Genomic DNA, 16,883 nt, shown 5'->3' with positions numbered 1-16,883 from the left:
AGCGCAAGACCGCTCCTCGCTTCGAGGGAAAGCCGTTCGCCAAGAGCGGCCGTTCGCAATGCCTCGTACTGCTCGGTCACGCTCACCCTCGCAGCAGCTTCTTCAGCACCGGCTCGGGTGCCCGCTGGGTCGTTTTTTTTCCGCCGAGCGCGCGCTCGATCGTCCTGGGGTGGATTTCGACCGAAAACACCTGCGAGATCAGCCTCGCAAGCTCGCGCGCTCGGAGCGGTTTCCCCGGGACGATCTGTTTCTCGACGAAGGCTAGAATATCGCCCTGGAGCTTGTGCGGCCCACGGGGCCCTCGCTTCTTTGGCACGAGTCCGCCAAGCCCGGCCTCATCGAAGCTCGATCTGGCCTGGTAGTACGTCGGGCGAGAGACACCGTACTCGGCGGCGGCCTGCGTTGCTGACAGGTTGTCGATCGACACGCGACGCAACATCTCGTACCTAACCTGCATCAGGTCGCGAGAATCGAAGAAATCGCCCGTCTGGAACTTCGGATCGCTGACCTTCTCGGGGGACGGATTCAACGTGCCGTCCTCGCGTAGCGCTGCGGTCTTGGGATCTGTTCGGTCGCCTCGTTTCGGCATGGGATCTCCGACCTGTGAGTCACGACAACTACGCCGCACCAGTGGCCGATGTCAAATGTTGGCGCTCGCTGCAAACCGCGGAATTCCGGACAGCCCGAGCGCTGGGTGAGTCGTTCGTCACCCCCCAGGGTCACCGCGATCGTTTCGGGCGTGGTGGTGGCGACGAGCTGATCGGCGGAGGAAGCGGGAAGGTCACCGCCTCCGGGCGCTCGCGGCGCCCAGGGCAGGCGCAACCGCCGGCTTGGCCCAGGTCGCGGAGGAGGCGCATGCTCGGGCCCGCAGAAAGAATGAGGGCCCGGAGTTCGCCGCTCCGAGCCCTCGGTCGTTCGCGGATGGACGCGGTCGACGCCTTGTGGTGTCGCACGGTCCACCCGGCTCGGCCAACTTTCCGCTCGGTGCGGGATGGACTCCGTTCGCCAGGTTCAGTGCGCAAATCCGGCCTGCGCTCGGCTCTTTTACCTCTGTCCGCGGTGCGACCGCGGCGACTGGTACTGCGGGGCCGTGTGCAAGGACCTCCGGCGTCGGCTGGCGCGGCATGAGAGCGCGCAGCGCTACTGGAGGAGTCCGGAGGGCAAGCACATGACGTTGCTCCGGGTCCGACAGCTCCGGAAGGAGCGCGCGACGATTGTAACGGACGCTGCTACCCGAGAAGTTGCCCCACCCGCGACTCTCCCCTCGCCGGCCGATTCGCTCCTCGTGTCGAGGGGCGCGAGCGCCGGCGAGGAGAAGAGCCATGAGTTCGATCTGGATGGGAATCGCCCCGGGCCCGACCGCGACGCGGGTGCTGGCGATGCACGGCGCGGGCGAGACGCTCCTGAAGGCGAGGCTGCGCCGCGACCCCTCGCACCCGCGCGCGCTCGCGACGCTCCTGGAGGCGATCGCGCTCTGGCAGGGGATGCACGTCCACGCTGCGCTCGCTGCGGACGACGAGCGGACTTCGTGCGACTCGAGTCTCTGTCGAGATCGGTTGACCGACCACGGAATCGATCCGCTGTTCACCGTCGCCTGGGTCCCCGTCGCCGGGCGAAGGCGAAGACGGCCGGGGATCGCGGGGATGGGCCGCTTTCATGATCTCGAGCGACTGCTGATCGGAGAGGTGTCGCGATGATCTCGGAAGAGCTGCGCTCCCGCATGCGAAGGCTCTACTTCGCCGAGCACTGGAAGGTGGGGACGATCGCCGCCGAGCTGGGCGTCCACCACGACACCGTGCGCCTCGCCATCGATGCGACGCGCTTCGTCAACACCCAGTACCGAGCGCACGTTTCGGTCCTCGATCCCTACAAGAGCTTTATCCAGCTCACGCTCAAGGACCACCCGAAGCTGCTCTCCACCCGGCTCTACGACATGATCACGTCCCGTGGCTACGCAGGCTCGGTGGTGCAGCTGCGCCGGTACGTGCGCGCCATCCGACCCTCTTCGCACCACGAGGCGTTCTTTCGCCTGCGCACCCTGCCGGGGGAGCAGGCCCAGGTGGACTGGGGATGCTTTGGGACCCTCCTCGTTGGCAGGGCCAAGCGAGCGCTGTCGTGCTTCGTGATGGTACTCGGGTGGTCGCGCGCCGTCTACGCCTACTTCACCCTCGACCAGACGCTGGAGAGCTTCGTCCGCTGCCACATGCGCGCCTTCGAGGCGCTCGGCGGCGTGCCACGGGCGCTGCTCTACGACAACCTCAAGACGGCCGTGCTCGAGCGGCAGGGAGACATCATTCGCTTTCATCCTCGTCTGCTCGAGCTCGCGGGCCACTACCACTTTGCCACCAAGCCCTGCGCGCCGTACCGGGGAAACGAGAAGGGCAAGGTCGAGAGGGCCATTCGCTACCTGCGCTACTCTTTCTTCGACGCTCGCTCGTTCTCCTCGGTGGCCGACCTCAACACGCAGCTTGCCGCCTGGATCGCGGCCGTCGCCCACACACGCCGCGTCCCCGGCGATCCCGACGGACGCCTGGTCGCCGAGGCGCTCACCGAGGAGCGGCCGCGCCTGCTGCCGCTGCCGCAACATGCCTTCGAGAGCGATCTGGTGCGACCGGCGGCTTCGGGCAAGACGCCGTACCTCCGCTTCGACCTCAACGACTACTCGATCCCGCACGCTCTCGTGCGCAAGCCGCTCACGCTGATCGCCTCGGAGGAGAGTGTCCGGATTGTCGACGGCAAGACCGTCGTCGCCCATCACCGCCGCTCCTACGATCGGCTTCAAACCGTGGAGGACCCGACGCACCTCCAGACGCTCGCCGACCACAAGCGCCACGCGCACGAGCTGCGCGGGCGCGACCGTCTGCGCACCGCCTGCGCCCATGCCGAGGCGTTTCTCGACGCCATTGCGCTGCGGGGCGGGCACCTCGGTGGCACCACGTCTCGGCTGCTGCGGCTGCTCGATCGATTCGGCGCGGCGCCCCTCGATGGGGCGATCGCCGATGCGTTCGGGCGCGGCGCGCTCTCGGCCCAGTCGGTCGCGCACGTGCTCGATCAGGCGACGCGCGCCGCCGGGGCCCCGCCGCCGCTCGAACACGTCATGTCCGACGATCCGCGAATCCACGGACTGCGGATCACGCCGCACGCGCTCGGCCGCTACGACGCGCTCGGCGCCAGCGACCCGGAGGAGCGTCATGAGTGATCTCGCAGAACGTCTTGACGACCTCGGGCTCCGCGCCACCGGCGCGGGGCTCGACGATCTCATCGCCCTGGCAACGAAAGAGCGCTGGAGCCCGGTGCAGCTGCTCGAACGGGTCGTCGATCTCGACGAGAAGGACCGCGTGAGGCGCAGCCTGGAGCGGCGCTTCTCGGACAGCCATCTCGGCCGCTTCAAGCCGATGATCGACTACGACTGGGCCTGGCCGACGAAGATCGACCGCGAGCTCGTCGAGCACTCGCTCGGCGGGGGCTATCTCGCCGCCGCGCGCAACATCGTGCTCGCCGCCCCGCAAGGCCTGGGAAAGACGATGATCGCCCAGAATCTCGCGCACCAGGCCGTCCTGATGGGCCACTCGGTCCTCTTCGTCACCGCCGCGCAGCTCCTGCTCGATCTGGGCTCACAGGAGTCCTCACGTGCCCTCGACCGTCGCTTGAAGCACTACGCGAAGATCAGCCTGCTCGTGCTCGACGAGGTCGGCTACCTCGCCTTCGACAACCGCAACGCCGACCTGCTCTTTCAGGTGGTGAGCCGGCGGTACGAGAAGAAGAGCCTTGTGCTCACCACCAATCTCGCGTTTAGCGACTGGCCGACGGTCTTCCCGAACGCGACGTGCGCCACCGCGCTCATCGACCGGGTGATCCATCATGCCGACGTGATCGCGATCGAGGGGGAGAGCTACCGGTTGCGCGAAGCCAAGGAGCACGCCGGCCGGCGAGCACCGTCTCCGCGAGACGACGGGGTGCCGAAGAACAAGAAGAAGTAGGCGTTGCCCGGCAGCCCGGCCACCCGCTCAGGGGTCGGCCGGGCTGTTCAGATTTCCGCGGTTTGAACGGTCCAGCAACAATCAAACGTGCGCGACGCGTATTGGTCAAGTGTTGTCGCGTTTTCTCGCGTGTTCGGATCGTCTCTTTTTGGTACGCGGCACATTTGCCTTTACGCTTGCGGTGTTATTTCCTTTACGCGCTTGAGCCCGGCGCTCCTGCTCGACGAGGTGCGACACCAGGCCGGCAAGCTCCAGGAGATCGGCTACCCGGAGCAGCGCGCGACCCTGGCCGATGACGACCTCGGGATCGCGCGCGACGACATCGGTCCACTGCCGCGGCACGGAGCAGATGTGCTCCTCGTCGACGCGCAGCAGGAGCCGCGTCCCGTACCGGTTGTACCGCTCGCCCACGCAGACGAGCTGCCGTCCGCTGAGCGGGTGGAACGGGTGCGTCACGCGCACAAGGCGCTCGCCCGTGGGCGAAGGGCGTGCAGTTCGTGGTGAGGTACAAGGTGATGGATCGGGGTCGCCCGGGGCCGGGGCTGCTCGCGAGCATCATCGTCGAGAAGTTCGAGGACGCGATGCCGCTCTACCGGCAGGCGCAGCAGTACGCTCGCTTCGGCGTGTCGCTGTCGCCGTCGACGCTGGGTGAGTGGTCGGCGTTCGCGCTCGATGTGCTTGCCTCGGTGGCCAAGAGGATCCAGGAGAGTGTGCTGGGCGCATGCTACCTGCGCGCCGATGACACCGGGATGCGCGTGCTGGATCAGGATCATCCAGCGGGGGTGAAGCGAGGGCACATCTGGGCCTTCGTCGGGGCTGAGCTCGTCGCCTTCCTGTACGCACCGGACTGGAGGGCGAAGCATCCGGCTGCCCAGCTGCAGGGCTTCACAGGCTACCTGCAGGGCGATGGCCACGCAGGGTACGGCGCGATGTTGCGCGGAGACGACGGTGGCGAGGTGATCGTGCCCGAGGAGCGCCGGCTCGGCTGTGGAATGCACATCCGCGCGAAGTTCGAGAAGGCGGCGAAGGGCGGCGACGAGCGAGCCGCTGTAGCGCTTGCGTACTTCAAGGCCATCTACCGCATCGAAGCTGCCTGCAAAGCTGAGGCGCTGTCCGCGGAGGCACGCCTGACGCGCCGGCAGGAGCTGTCGCTCCCCGTGCTCGAGAAGCTCTATGAGTGGATTCACGAGCTGCACCTGCGGCTCGTGCCAAGTACGCCGCTATACGTCGCGACGCTGTACGCCATCAACCAGGAGGCAGCGTGGCGGCGCTGCTTCACGGATGGGCGCTTCGAGATCGACAACGGTGAAGTCGAACGGCGGATAAGATGTGTGGCGCTCGGAAGGAAGAACTACTTGTTCGCGGGCTCGGACAAGGGAGCTGAACGCCTCGCCGTCGGCTACACCGTATTTGGCTCGTGCCGGATGCACGGAGTCAACCCGCTCGCCTGGGCGACGGAGGTGCTCGGCAAGCTGCAGGCGGGCTGGCCGCGCGAACGCCTGGACGAGCTGCTGCCCGACGCATGGGCGCGAGCGTCGCTCGCGGCTCCGGTCGCTGACGACGCCGACACGTCCTGAAGACGCGAACCTCAATCTTCGCCGCCGGGGGTCCCGGGGGGAGAGCCCCTCGCCGGCCCTCTCGTGTCCGCTCGCGTCTGCCCGGACCATCGGCAGGCGCCGCCCCGCGCCCAGCATCGTCGACCCCGGTGAGAGCCGCAAGGGGTCGCCCCCATGGCGATGGGTGGGCGGTTACGCGCCGGCTGCGCTCGGCGGCGAGGTCGATGACGCCGGCCGTGTCGGCCCCTGGCGCGCCGAGTAGCCGCCCGATCGTCTCGTGGGCGATGCGCGCCGCCTCGACGTCGCCCGCCGCGAGCGCCGCCCTCATGCCGTCCGCCAGCTGACGGAGGAGCACCGTCCGCGGGTCCGCCGGTTTCGTCCGCGATTCGTCCGGCTCACGAGGCTTCGCGCACTTAGCCGCCGTCGTCGGCACGCTTGCCGCTCCCGACTCATGCGGAAACACACGCGATCCCTGCGGATCCCCACCCTCGGCAGGCGTTTCGATTCCCGGCGCCTCCACCAAACCAAGAAGACACGGCGAGAGTCGTGTCTTCTGCTTTTTGTGTGCCCTGCGTGTGACCTGATAAATTTCAGCAAGGGACTTTGGCGGGTACGACTATGGGCACGCGCTCGCTGCCGACCCGGACGCGTGGGCCGCCTTCGACATCCTCGGGACCCACCAATATGACACTCAGGTCGCCTACCCCTGGCCGGACGATGTCCCGCCTCGGGGCGACAAGGAAGTCTGGCAGACCGAGATGTCCGGCGTGAAGTGGTGGCCGGAACAGGGACCGAGCAACACCATCGAGAACGGCGTGGCCATCGCCCGTTGGGTGCACAGCGCGCTCGTGGTCGGCGAAGCCAACGCCTGGCTCTGGTGGTGGTACTCGGGCAACACCACGAACGAAGGCTTGATTCAGCAGTCAGGCAGCGTCACCACCAAGCGCTACTACACGTTCGGAAACTTCACCCGCTACATTCGCCCCGGCTACCACCGCGTCGCCGTCACCGGCGTCTTCCCGGAAAAGGTCCTCGTCAGCGCCTACACAAACGACAGCGGCAAAGTCGTCGTCGTCGCCATCAACGAGACAACCTCCGCCCAGACCGTTCCCCTCGCCTTCGCAGGCGGCACCGCGCCAAACGCGATGGTCCCCTTCGTGACCGCCGCTTCGAAGAACTGGGCCGAAGGAACTCCCGTCACCGTAACGGACGCCACGCTCCCGATGGCCCTCGAAGCCATGAGCGTGACGACGTTCGTGAGTCAGTGAAGCCTAGCCAGATCGGCCCCGTCGCTCAGGGGACCTTCATCAGGGCGTTCTGCTCTGCTTGCACGCGGCCATCGGTGCAGAACTTGCAGTTGTCGCCGTAGAAGAAGTTCCTGTTCGCTGTGTCATCCATCAGATGAACGCGGAACCAGGCCGCGGCCGACGACAGGGACACGCCATTTGCGCCCTGATAGACCCAGCTACCGTGATCCGCGTTGAGCTCGTTGAGGAAAAACGCGGGCTGATCGGTGACCGTCTTGAAGACATCGTGGACCCCGCTGCATTTCACCGTGGAGTCGTTCCCCCCGCAGAAGAACAACATGGGGGTGTGCACTCCCTCGAGGGCACTGGTGCCGCAAATCGTGCCGAGGGCCGAGAAACGGGGATCGGAGGCCGTCTTGCAAGTCGACATGCCCCCATAGGAATGGCCAAGCTGGCCGATCTTCGTGGTGTCGAGGGCGTGATAGTACGGGCTGCTCGCATCCTCGGCTTGTTCCAAGATCCAATCGAGGCCCGCGGTCGTGGGAAAAGGATCGCCTTCGGCGGTCGCGGTGCTGAGAGAAGCCACCACGACGAAACCGTGGGACGCGAGATGGTTGACGATCGGTCCGTATTGTCCGCACCACTGATTGCTGCCGGCGTTGACGACGCATTTCGGCGGCTTCTGCTCCGGATTGTCCCGGTAGCCATTGGCCCAGATCAGGATCGGATGGCAGTGGCCGCTGGTTGCGATATTGCTCGGGCGGTACACGTTGAAGCGCTGTTGCTCGTCCCCATAGATCGGATCGGGAACGACGCCGGCGAGGGGGCCGACGTTCTTGTCTGCGGTGACCGAGAAGGGGCCCGTCTTGGTAGGATCGGCCGTGGGGAACGGGTCGCCGACGCAGCTACTGACCGAGCCGCCGCTACCGGTCGTGCCGCCGCTTCCGGCATTTCCTTGGCCGCCGCTGCCCGGTTGCCCGCCCGAAGCCGCGCCACCCGTGGCCCCACTCGAGCCGCCAGCCCCACCACTGGATGCGCCGCCGCTGGATGCGCCGCCGCTTTCGGCCATTCCCCCAGAGCCCGTCGCACCACCGGAGGCCGTGCCCCCGCTGCCCGTCCCACCGCTGTCCGTGCCAACCGCGCCCCCGCTCGCGGCAGCGTCCCCATTCGATCCGTTACCACACGCCGCGGTGGAAACGCACACGCCCAAAGCCAGTAGCCAACGCCTCATGGTGACTCTGTCCTCGCCCAGCCGCTCAGCGTCGTCAAGCGCTTTGGCGGATAGGACAAGCAAACGCGTTCCGCAAAGTCAAGATTCTCGGAGCCGTTCCTGGCTCGTGCAGTCCGACTGTACGAGCTCATTGACAGAACGGGCCTTATGCGATCAGGCAGGTCTTCCACTCGTGAAACGCCTGCGATTACCGCGACGTCGCACCAAGCGGAAGGCATCCTACCGTATAGCTGTACACTACTGGCACCAAGCGGAAGGCATCCTACCGTATAGCTGTACACTACTGAGCTCGTCCAAACGGCCGCCGTCGCGGTTCGCGGCGCGTCGTGATGGCCGGCGCACGCACCTCAGGGCAGACCTCCCCCCGGCCACGTCGTCGAGCAGCGTCCCTCCCCTTTCAGTTTCGTCACGCGGGGTCCGCCGGGTACCGCGCGCGGCACTCCAGCGGCTCGGCGAACAGACCGGCGCGTAGGTAAAAGAAGCCGGATCGCAGCGCGAAGAAGTGTAGCGCAGTAAACCGAAAGGGTGGGGCCGCGAGCGTCGTGATGGCTCGGTCCTGGGCCGAAAGAGCGTGGTCCGGGGCGGCGCCGAGCGCGCTACGGGGCGCATCGGCGTGCCGTGGGCACACGTGTCCGTCCAGGCGTTGGTCTGGCCCGGGAGGCGCGTCGCGAGACGCTATGCGGCGTCACCGGGCGCCTTGCGGCGCAGAACGGTGCTCTTCCAGTACGGCGGCCCTCGGTTGGGAGAGCGTGCTGGGACGTCGGTCGGCTCGCCGAGCGCGGAGAGGAAGCGGGCGATGTTCCTTGGCTCGGTCACCATGGCGACGCGCTTCATCCGCCCCTTGCAAGTTGGGCACTCGAGGACGTCGATCGCAAATGTGCGGCGCAAGAGCTCGGCCCACGGCCGATAGCCGCCACGCTTGCGTTTCGAAGCGGCGTCTTCGTCCGCCCTCGTAGGCTCTTGTGGCTTCGCAGGGCGCGGTCCGATGCGCTTGCGCCATGGACTTGCCGAGGCGAGCACCCCCGCGTACTTGACGGTGTGAAAGCGCGGCGGCGGGACGCTGGCCGCGAGGCGGCACAAGAGCGAGAGCGGATCCATGTCCACCGCGACAGTCCCGTCAGCGAAGGCGCGCTTGAGCGACAGCCGCACCAGGCCGTCCTGCTGCGGCTCGACGCGCTCCTTTGCGATCGGGGGTCGCAGCACGTAACGCAGCAGCGCCTCCCTCGCCGCGGCATGGTGCGCACCGGCGCGCGTCGCTGCGTGCAAGGTGAAGCCATCGAGCGCAGCGCACAGCGGCTTGTCGTACGCGAGCGCGCTCGGAGAAGACGGCGAGAGCCCGCGGAGCCATTGCGGGCCGGCGGGCGACTCTCGTCCCGAGACGGCGGAGGCACAGAGCGCTGCCTCGGGCTCGCCGTCCTCCTCGACGTCGTGCTCGATCTCGAGATGCCCGTGTCTCGCCTGGACCTACAGCTTCGTCGACCCGGCCCGGGCGGCGCAGAGCCGCGCCTCCCGGATCTTCGGCAGCCTCCAGTCGACCGCCCGCGGCAGCCGCGCCGGCGTGGCGCTCGACGCGCTGATGCGCTCGTACCGCGAGGTCAACGACGAGCTGATCGCCGGCTATCAGGCCGAAGAGGACGCGCGCGCATGGAACCGGCCCTCCCCGGTCGAGCCCACCCACCGCAGCCGCGCATTCATGCTCCGCAACGATCTGCGCGGCTACGTGCTGCTCGGCGATCCGGCGGCGCGGCTCCCCCTGAAGGTGAGTGAGCCGCCCAACCATCTTTAGGCCTTCAGGTCCGAGCCCGGCTTCACAGCTGGCGAGCGACCCGGACACCCTCGTTGCGGAGCGGACGAACACGCTCCTATATTGAATGGATAAAGCGCCCGGGACGGGCCTGTGCTCACGACATCACACCGGCGGACGCCGTAGACAACCGCGCGCCGTACAGGCATCGTCGTCGCTGTCGACACGGTGCGTCTGCAGCGTCGCACCGGCCGCCACGGAGGTGCGCATGCGCGCAGACTTGGACGCTTTTCCTGAGCCGCTCGCGGTGCTCGACGCGACCCTGCAGCTGCGAGAGGTCAACGCGGCATGGCGCCACGCCTTCGGGGCGGCGCCGGTCCTCGCGCCGCAGGCCGAGGAGGCCGCGCGCGCGGTGCTCGGAGGGGCGCAGCGCCGGATGGAGATCGACGCGGGGCCGGGGAATGGATCGGGCCCGCAGCGCTGGACGTTCCTGCGCTGCGCGAGGGCCGAGGGAGAGCCGCTCGTCTTCGTGCACGCGCGCGCGCAGGACGGGGCGGCGCCGCGCCGCCGCGAGGAGGAGCTCGCCGAGGAGGTGGAGCTCCTGCGCACCTTCATCGACCTCGCGCCCAGCCTCATGTTCATCAAGGACCGGCGCAGCCGTTTCGTCATGGCGAACCGCGCGCTCGCGGACTGCTACGGCATGACCCCGGAGCAGGTCGTCCACGCGTCCCAGCACGAGCTCACCGCGAGCGCGGAGGAGGCGGCAGGGTTCGCCAGCGTCGACCGGCAGGTCATCGACACGCGGCAGCCGGCGGTCATCGAGGAGAAGGAGACGCGGCCGAACGGCGAGGTGCACTGGTACGAGACCGTCAAGAAGCCGATCGTCCGCAGGAGCGGCGAGGTGCAGGTCGCCTGCTTCAGCGTGGATGTCTCCGAGCGCCAGCGCGCCCAGGAGGCGCTCCAGCGCTCGGCGCGCGAGCTGCAGACAATGGCCGCGGCGGCCCGGCGCGAGGCGGACGAGAAATCGGCGCTCGCCGCCGAGCTCGACCGGAGGCTCGCCGTCATCCAGGCGCAGCACCGGCAAATCCTCGCGCTCTCCGCGCCCATCCTGGAGGTCGCCGACGGCATCGTCGGCGTGCCGCTCATCGGCGCCATGGATGAAGAGCGGACGGCCATGCTCACCGAGCGCTTGCTCGACGCAATCGCGACGCGGCACGTGCGCAGCGTGGTGATCGATCTCTCGGCGCTCGAGGCGATGGATACGCGCACCGCCGACCGGCTCGTCGGCATCGTCCGCGCGATAGGCCTGCTCGGCGCGCGCGCCGCGATCACGGGGATACAGCCCGCGGTCGCGCAGACGATGACCTCGCTGGGCATCGATCTCTCGAGCATGGTCACGATGCGCACCCCGAAGGACGCGATCCGCCTCTTCTCGACCCGGAGCTGAGGCCGCGAGGTCGGCGCGGCGCGCCCCCGTCGGCGCTTCGCGCTCCTTTTGGCGCGTCCGCGGGGAGCGTAGAGGCGCGCAGATTTGTTCGGGCTCCGACATTCGAGCAGGTTTCGTCGTGAGCGTGCCCTCGGTGTTGACAGCTGAGCCCGCTAGCCCGTAGCCTCGATCAGATACCGAGACTTGGGTGCTCGATGCTCGCGGCGTCCCTCGGGTCATGACCCATCTGGGCACGCCGCAGGCGCGAAGACGCAAGCGCTCGGATCGAGGGGGCCTGTGCCCCTCATCGGACCATCTCGAACATACCCGCTCCGCGAAAGCCGGGAGTGGAGGTGCAACATGAAAAAGTCATTGGTAAGGCTGGCGATCGTTGGTCTGCTGACTGGCGCGTGCTTCCTCGACGTGGAGCAGCGCGGCGCCGGGATCGCGCACGCGAAGGAGCCTGCGGCGTCCGAGCGCAGGGGCGGCGGTTTTCAGGGCCGCTTCGGCTGGGACGCCTCCGGCACCATCGTCGGGCAGGGCAATTTCGTGGCGAATGGGACCATTACATTCCACCGCAATGGGACGCTCACCGCCACGGAATCGGGGAACCTCGAGGGTGCGTACTTCTCCGATACCTTTACCGGTACATGGACGCTGGACCAGGACGGCACGGGCACCTTCACCACGGTCGACTCGTCCGGCGGCGTCAGCGTCTTCGACTGGGTGCTGACGGCGCAGGGGCAGCGGGGGACAGCGATCGCCAGGGACGCGGGGGACGTCACGCTGCTCAGGATGGAGCGACAGTAACCCTCTCGCTGCCTGCTCTGGCTACCGCCCGCGCGGCGCTCTGAACAGGCTGCCTGGCCCGCCTACCGCCCGGATTCCCCATCGGCCGGCGCCGGCGGATTCCGCTCGAGCGCCTCGATGCGCCCGAGGAACGCGCGCCCCCGCACCGGATCGGTCATGTACACGAACGCCGCGAGCCCCTTGAGCTGCGCGAGCGTCTCCCCCTTCCCGGGCCTCCCCAGCTCCCGGTTGCGGATCGCCGCGCGCAGCGCGCGCACCCGCTCGCGCGGGACCCGCGCCGCGGGGGCCGCCTCGCCCGCGCCGTTGACGACGAGGCCCGTCACCTTCTGGCGGCTGCCCTTGCGCATCACCACGGTCTTGCCCGGGTGCAGCCGGAAGCCCTCCGCGCTCAAGATCTCCCGGACGCCCCGGAGCAGCGCGCCCACCGGCGCGCGCGGCCGCGCGGCGCCGGCGAGCCCGGGCGCATCTGGCGCATCGGGCGCGCGGAAGGAGAAGGTGAGATCGTCCGCATACCGCGTGTAGCGGAACCCCAGCTTGCGCGCGAGCCCGGACACGCGCCGATCGAGCCGCAGGCAGATCGCGTTCGTGATCGCAGGAGAGGTGGGCGCGCCCTGCGGGAGCACGCGCGGGCCGGTCGCCACGTGGAGCGTCTGCCCGCGGAACTGCACGACCTCGCGCGGCGCCTCCGTCGCGAGCAGCGCGGCGCGTAGGTAAAAGAAGCCGGATCGCAGCGCGAAGAAGTGTAGCGCGCGTAGGTAAAAGAAGCCGGATCGCAGCGCGAAGAAGTGTAGCGCAGTAAACCGAAAGGGTGGGGCCGCGAGCGTCGTGATGGCTCGGTCCTGGGCCGAAAGAGCGTGGTCCGGGCGGCGCCGAGCGCGCTACGGGGCGCATCGGCGTGCCGTGGGCACACGTGTCCGTCCGGGCGTTGGTCTGGCCCGGGAGGCGCGTCGCGAGACGCTATGCGGCGTCACCGGGCGCCTTGCGGCGCAGAACGGTGCTCTTCCAGTACGGCGGCCCTCGGTTGGGAGAGCGTGCTGGGACGTCGGTCGGCTCGCCGAGCGCGGAGAGGAAGCGGGCGATGTTCCTTGGCTCGGTCACCATGGCGACGAGTTTCATCCGCCCCTTGCAAGTTGGGCACTCGAGGACGTCGATCGCAAATGTGCGGCGCAAGAGCTCGGCCCACGGCCGATAGCCGCCACGCTTGCGTTTCGAAGCGGCGTCTTCGTCCGCCCTCGTAGGCTCTTGTGGCTTCGCAGGGCGCGGTCCGATGCGCTTGCGCCATGGACTTGCCGAGGCGAGCACCCCCGCGTACTTGACGGTGTGAAAGCGCGGCGGCGGGACGCTGGCCGCGAGGCGGCACAAGAGCGAGAGCGGATCCATGTCCACCGCGACAGTCCCGTGTTACCGAGCAGCCTTCTTGATGGCCGGAAGATCCGGCTTTGTGATGGCCATCGTCGACCTGGATCTCCGCTCACCGCGGTTGCAGCGAGGCGAGGCGCCGGGTCACCTCGGCGGTCGCAGAGCGCCGACGCTCTCAGTCGATGTGGATGGGGAGGCGGTCATCGCCGTCGAGGACGGCGCGGTGGCGAGTGAGGGCGTCGTTGAGCCGGTCGAGGTAGTGGAGCACGACGTCGACGGCGTAGGTGCGAGGGCAAAGCGGCTCAGGGTCGTCCGGGTAGTTCGCGGCGAGCGCGTCGCGGGCGAGCGCGAGGGCAACGACGAGGACGGCGACTGCGCTGCCCTCGACATCGGCGCGCCGCGTGTCCCCTTCGGCCAAAGGGTCGGCGTTCATCCGGCCTCCTCTGCGTCCAGCTGCAAGAGGCGGCTCAGGATATCGCGCTCGACGAGCTTGCGCTTCTTACGCGCAGCGGCGCGGAGCGCGGCCGTGGCGAGTCGGTCGGTGTCGCGCAGGCTACCAGCGGTCGCCTCGTGCAACATCGCGATCGCGTCCGAGGTGAAGAGCTCTTTCGTGCAGCCGACTCGGCTGAGACGTACACGGAGATAGTCGGCCGTATCGTCCGGCGTGAGCGGGTCGATGGTCAATCGGTAGTGGAGGCGCGAATACAGGGAGCGATTGCGCCGCACGCGGAGCCGCTCGCTGAGCTCGGGCAAGCCAAGCAACACGAGCGAAAGCAGTGCGCGGCTATCCCAGGCGTAATTGAGGAGGATGTGAAGATGGTCGAGCGTATCCTGATGAAGCAGGTGGGCCTCATCGAGGACGAAGACCGGGAATACGCGCTCCTTTGCGAGATCCTCGACGTGCGTGCTGACTGCGTAGAAGACGTCTCCCGCGGTGCTGCAACGAGCGAGGCCGAGCGCCAGGCAGAGCTGGCGATAGAAGTCCCGGCGTCCAAGCGTCACATTGGCGCAGTAGGTCAAGCGAAACGTCTGCGGTGAGAGGGCATGACGGAGCGCGCGGAGGAGACACGTCTTGCCGACGCCTGGGTCACCGGAGAGGAGCACGCTTTTTCTGGCGTGCACCGCTTCGACGAGCATCTCGAGGATCATCTGCTTGGACGGGGGAAGCCAGAGCTCACCGTCTTCGACCTCCTTGGAGAATGGCTCTATGCTGAAGCTGAAGTGGCTACAGAAGTCCATGGTCATTCCGCCTCACTATCGCCGGGCGCTCGGCCGAGAGCCTTGTCCAGGAGTGTTTTCGGCGGGTCGAATGGGACGCGCGCCTCGTGAGCGACATCGAGGTTACAGGCAGGCCGCGGGCGATGTGCGTTTCTTACCGGATCGACCCGGTGCAGGACGAAGCGTTTGCCCTCGTGTTCGATCCAGGGCGGCTCGTTCGGCGTGACGAGGCACCGCGAGACCGTGACGAGCTGACCGGCGAGGAAGCCGAGATCGGTCTCCCAGTCCTGCCCATCCATGGAGAGCGTGCTGTCACGCCGGACGCGCCGGCGGGCCTGGGTCGTGAGCGCCTCGCGGAGCTTTCGCTCGTCGAGATCGTCGGTGATGTGGGGATACTCTTCGTAAACCTGTGCGGGGGATTTGCCGAAGAGCGCCGCGTGCGGTGTGCGGTGGTAGTGCTCGTCGAGCCATGCGTAGAGCCGCACATTGAGGTCGTGGAGCGAGCCGAGCGCTCCGGTGAAGTCCAGGCATCTCTGGCGCAACGTCCTCCAGAAACGCTCCATCTTGCCGCGTGCCGGGGCGTCGTACGGGCGGGCGTGGATCAGGGTGGTGCCGAGTCGCTCACACGCCAGGTGCAAGGTGTGCCCGCGGTAGGTCGAGCCGTTGTCCAGGTAGAGGGCGTCGGGAGCGCCGTGTTTGCGCAGCGCCCGGATGAAGAGTGCCAGCATGTCGACCTCCCGCTCGGCGCTCATCGCCTCGATCGCGAGGATATACCGGGAGGCGTCGTCGAGCAGCGCGTGGATCCGCACCGGCGCCGGACTGCCGTTGACGATGATCGGTGACGCGTGACACACATCGCCGTGCCACAGAGCGCCAGGGTGCTCGGCCTGCCAGCGCAACCGCACCTTGCCGCCCGTCCGGTCGCGCAGCGCGGCACGATCGAGGTGGTGTTCGGCGTACAAGCGTCGCACCGTGGTGGCGGAGATGGCCTCCTCGTCGAGCCGGCCAGCCGCGATCAGGGTGTCGAGGATGAGCGAGACGGAGGCGCTCGGGTGCTCCTCTCGAATGTCGAGCAGCATCCGCCGCTGCTCGGGGGTGAGCTCGCGCGCTCGTCCCTTGTCCTTGCGGGGCCTGGGGCGCAAGCCTTCGAGACCGTCGGCCTTGTACGCGTAGTACCAGCGCTCGAGCGTGGGGACCGAGTAGGTGCGCGGAGAATGGGCGCGCGGGGGGCGAAACCGCTGCTTGCTCAGGTCGGCGAGCGCTTCGGCGAGCTCTCCGCGGTCGAGCTCGCGGTGCATGAGCGAGCCGATGAACTCGCTGCGATAGAGCGCTACCGCTTCCGCGTGGTCCTTCGGCTTGAGGGGGTCTTGCACGTCGTGTCCTTTCCGAGCCGGTGACACCGCACCGGCCGCACAGGCATCCAAGCGCAAGGCGCTCCGTCGACCGAGGATCCAACTGGGTGGGTCCCCACATGAGCCTGGAAAGCGGGCCGCTCGCCATCACGCAGCCCGCGCGGCGCCGGCCATGACGGCGGCCTCGCAGACTTCGGCCGCGGGAAGCGCCATCGCGATGAGCGTCATCGCGGCGCGCTCGGCCCGCTGCCGCAGCGAAAACGCGAGGGGACTGGCGCGGACCGGCGGGAAGAGGCGCCCCTGGTCAATGGCGAGCAGCCAGCGCCGCACGGTGACCCAGGTGTCGGCATCGAAGCTGGCAGACCATGGACTGACGCGCCGCCGGACCTCGATTAGCGCTGCACCGGCGGCGCCGACGAGCAGCAGGGCCAGACCGATCGCCGTCGCGGCGAAGTGGCGTCGCGGTGCGACGCCCCGCGGGACGACCGTGATCACCGTGCCGCAGCGGCGGCATCGATACCGACGCGCCTCGATCGTGACGAGCCCGCCGCGCTCGCCTGCAGCCAGCGGGCCGCGCACCTGCCGTGACCGCGACCCGTGACCCCACAGGCCCAACCCGCCCCCCAGCGGGCACCCCGCCGCGCCGCAACGCGGGCAGCGCGCTGGCCGCGCGCGCTCTACGGTGGGCGGTGAAGCGATCCAGCCTTTGACATCGAGGTCCGAATGAACGATCTGTTGGGGGCTCCGCTCTTTCAAGCGATTCGGAGCATGACGGGAGGGGGCGCGCGGCCAAACGAGCTCCTCCCGTCGCCTATTTTGTGGCCGGCGCCGCGCCGATGCTCCGCTCCTGGTGCTGACCTACCCCGTGCGCGACGCGGACGGGTGAGGACTCACTCTGGTAATTTTCGAGAGGTGATGGGAATGCGCGATCCATCCTTTCCTGTGCTGCTGTACTCGGCC

16 protein-coding genes and 2 pseudogenes are annotated in these 16,883 nt (G+C 68.2%); 8 read left to right on the top strand and 10 right to left on the bottom strand.

Annotated features, from left to right (window positions below):
• Window positions 1–82 precede the first annotated feature (82 nt).
• Window positions 83–589: a helix-turn-helix domain-containing protein gene (locus tag WMF17_RS07680; RefSeq protein ID WP_437648795.1), complete on the bottom strand. Its 507-nt coding sequence runs from the start codon at window positions 587–589 to the stop codon at window positions 83–85.
• A 733-nt stretch (window positions 590–1,322) separates the two neighbouring features.
• Here WMF17_RS07680 and WMF17_RS07675 point away from each other — a divergent pair.
• The 3 genes from WMF17_RS07675 to istB are packed head-to-tail and all read left to right on the top strand — an operon-like array spanning window position 1,323 to window position 3,980.
• The gene (locus WMF17_RS07675; RefSeq protein WP_437644268.1) at window positions 1,323–1,697 is read left to right on the top strand and encodes a hypothetical protein; all 375 of its coding nucleotides are present in this window, start codon (window positions 1,323–1,325) and stop codon (window positions 1,695–1,697) included.
• Window positions 1,694–3,199 (top strand): IS21 family transposase, encoded by a 1,506-nt coding sequence (gene istA / locus WMF17_RS07670; protein WP_437644267.1) that lies wholly within the window; start codon window positions 1,694–1,696, stop codon window positions 3,197–3,199. Before WMF17_RS07675 ends, istA begins: the two co-directional genes overlap by 4 nt.
• A complete protein-coding gene (istB, locus tag WMF17_RS07665) occupies window positions 3,192–3,980 on the top strand; it encodes an IS21-like element helper ATPase IstB (RefSeq protein ID WP_437644266.1) in 789 nt (262 codons plus the stop codon). The genes istA and istB overlap by 8 nt, the downstream gene beginning before the upstream one ends.
• 105 nt (window positions 3,981–4,085) lie before the next feature.
• Here istB and WMF17_RS07660 read toward each other — a convergent pair whose 3' ends face one another.
• Window positions 4,086–4,436 (bottom strand): DUF5372 family protein, encoded by a 351-nt coding sequence (locus WMF17_RS07660; RefSeq protein WP_437648796.1) that lies wholly within the window; start codon window positions 4,434–4,436, stop codon window positions 4,086–4,088.
• 50 nt (window positions 4,437–4,486) lie between these two features.
• On the opposite strand from WMF17_RS07660, the pseudogene tnpC reads away from it, so the two are divergent.
• Both tnpC and WMF17_RS07650 read left to right on the top strand, forming a co-directional pair.
• Window positions 4,487–5,557, top strand: a pseudogene (tnpC, locus tag WMF17_RS07655) (IS66 family transposase); the annotation flags it as partial.
• 737 nt (window positions 5,558–6,294) lie between these two features.
• Window positions 6,295–6,804 (top strand): glycoside hydrolase family 30 beta sandwich domain-containing protein, encoded by a 510-nt coding sequence (locus WMF17_RS07650; RefSeq protein ID WP_437648803.1) that lies wholly within the window; start codon window positions 6,295–6,297, stop codon window positions 6,802–6,804.
• A 25-nt stretch (window positions 6,805–6,829) separates the two neighbouring features.
• Here the strand turns inward: WMF17_RS07650 and WMF17_RS07645 are convergent, their stop codons facing one another.
• Window positions 6,830–7,852 (bottom strand): poly(ethylene terephthalate) hydrolase family protein, encoded by a 1,023-nt coding sequence (locus tag WMF17_RS07645; protein WP_437601298.1) that lies wholly within the window; start codon window positions 7,850–7,852, stop codon window positions 6,830–6,832.
• Between the two features lie 837 nt (window positions 7,853–8,689).
• Window positions 8,690–9,307 (bottom strand): transposase, encoded by a 618-nt coding sequence (locus WMF17_RS07640; protein WP_437651307.1) that lies wholly within the window; start codon window positions 9,305–9,307, stop codon window positions 8,690–8,692.
• Between the two features lie 265 nt (window positions 9,308–9,572).
• Here WMF17_RS07640 and WMF17_RS07635 point away from each other — a divergent pair, with 265 nt between their 5' ends.
• The 3 genes from WMF17_RS07635 to WMF17_RS07625 all read left to right on the top strand — a co-directional run bounded on the left by WMF17_RS07635 (window position 9,573) and on the right by WMF17_RS07625 (window position 11,994).
• Complete coding sequence (locus tag WMF17_RS07635) at window positions 9,573–9,800, top strand: hypothetical protein (protein ID WP_437648802.1); 228 nt, start codon at window positions 9,573–9,575, stop codon at window positions 9,798–9,800.
• A 226-nt stretch (window positions 9,801–10,026) separates the two neighbouring features.
• Window positions 10,027–11,205 carry a PAS domain-containing protein gene (locus WMF17_RS07630; RefSeq protein WP_437601293.1) on the top strand — a complete coding sequence of 393 codons (1,179 nt, stop codon included), beginning with the start codon at window positions 10,027–10,029 and terminating at the stop codon, window positions 11,203–11,205.
• A gap of 339 nt (window positions 11,206–11,544) precedes the next feature.
• Window positions 11,545–11,994, top strand: a complete 450-nt coding sequence (locus tag WMF17_RS07625; protein ID WP_437337173.1) for a hypothetical protein — start codon at window positions 11,545–11,547, stop codon at window positions 11,992–11,994.
• 62 nt (window positions 11,995–12,056) lie between these two features.
• Here WMF17_RS07625 and WMF17_RS07620 read toward each other — a convergent pair.
• The 6 genes and pseudogenes from WMF17_RS07620 to WMF17_RS07595 form a co-directional block, all read right to left on the bottom strand.
• Window positions 12,057–12,695: pseudogene (locus tag WMF17_RS07620) on the bottom strand (reverse transcriptase family protein); the annotation flags it as partial.
• Between the two features lie 256 nt (window positions 12,696–12,951).
• The gene (locus WMF17_RS07615; protein WP_020740231.1) at window positions 12,952–13,110 is read right to left on the bottom strand and encodes a hypothetical protein; all 159 of its coding nucleotides are present in this window, start codon (window positions 13,108–13,110) and stop codon (window positions 12,952–12,954) included.
• A gap of 418 nt (window positions 13,111–13,528) precedes the next feature.
• Window positions 13,529–13,786 carry a hypothetical protein gene (locus WMF17_RS07610; RefSeq protein ID WP_437648801.1) on the bottom strand — a complete coding sequence of 86 codons (258 nt, stop codon included), beginning with the start codon at window positions 13,784–13,786 and terminating at the stop codon, window positions 13,529–13,531.
• Window positions 13,783–14,598, bottom strand: coding sequence for an ExeA family protein (locus tag WMF17_RS07605; RefSeq protein WP_437648800.1), 816 nt, complete (start codon window positions 14,596–14,598; stop codon window positions 13,783–13,785). Before WMF17_RS07605 ends, WMF17_RS07610 begins: the two co-directional genes overlap by 4 nt.
• Entirely contained in the window at window positions 14,595–15,944 is a 1,350-nt protein-coding gene (locus WMF17_RS07600; protein ID WP_437651306.1) for a helix-turn-helix domain-containing protein, read from the bottom strand. The genes WMF17_RS07605 and WMF17_RS07600 overlap by 4 nt, the downstream gene beginning before the upstream one ends.
• 126 nt (window positions 15,945–16,070) lie before the next feature.
• A complete protein-coding gene (locus WMF17_RS07595; RefSeq protein ID WP_437651304.1) occupies window positions 16,071–16,538 on the bottom strand; it encodes a DUF6431 domain-containing protein in 468 nt (155 codons plus the stop codon).
• Window positions 16,539–16,883 lie beyond the last annotated feature (345 nt).

This window comes from Sorangium sp. So ce362, from assembly GCF_051519845.1.
GTDB lineage: Bacteria > Myxococcota_A > Polyangia > Polyangiales > Polyangiaceae > Sorangium.
The sequence above is the reverse complement of the archived record's forward strand: the minus strand, read 5'-3'. Positions and strand labels throughout refer to the sequence as shown.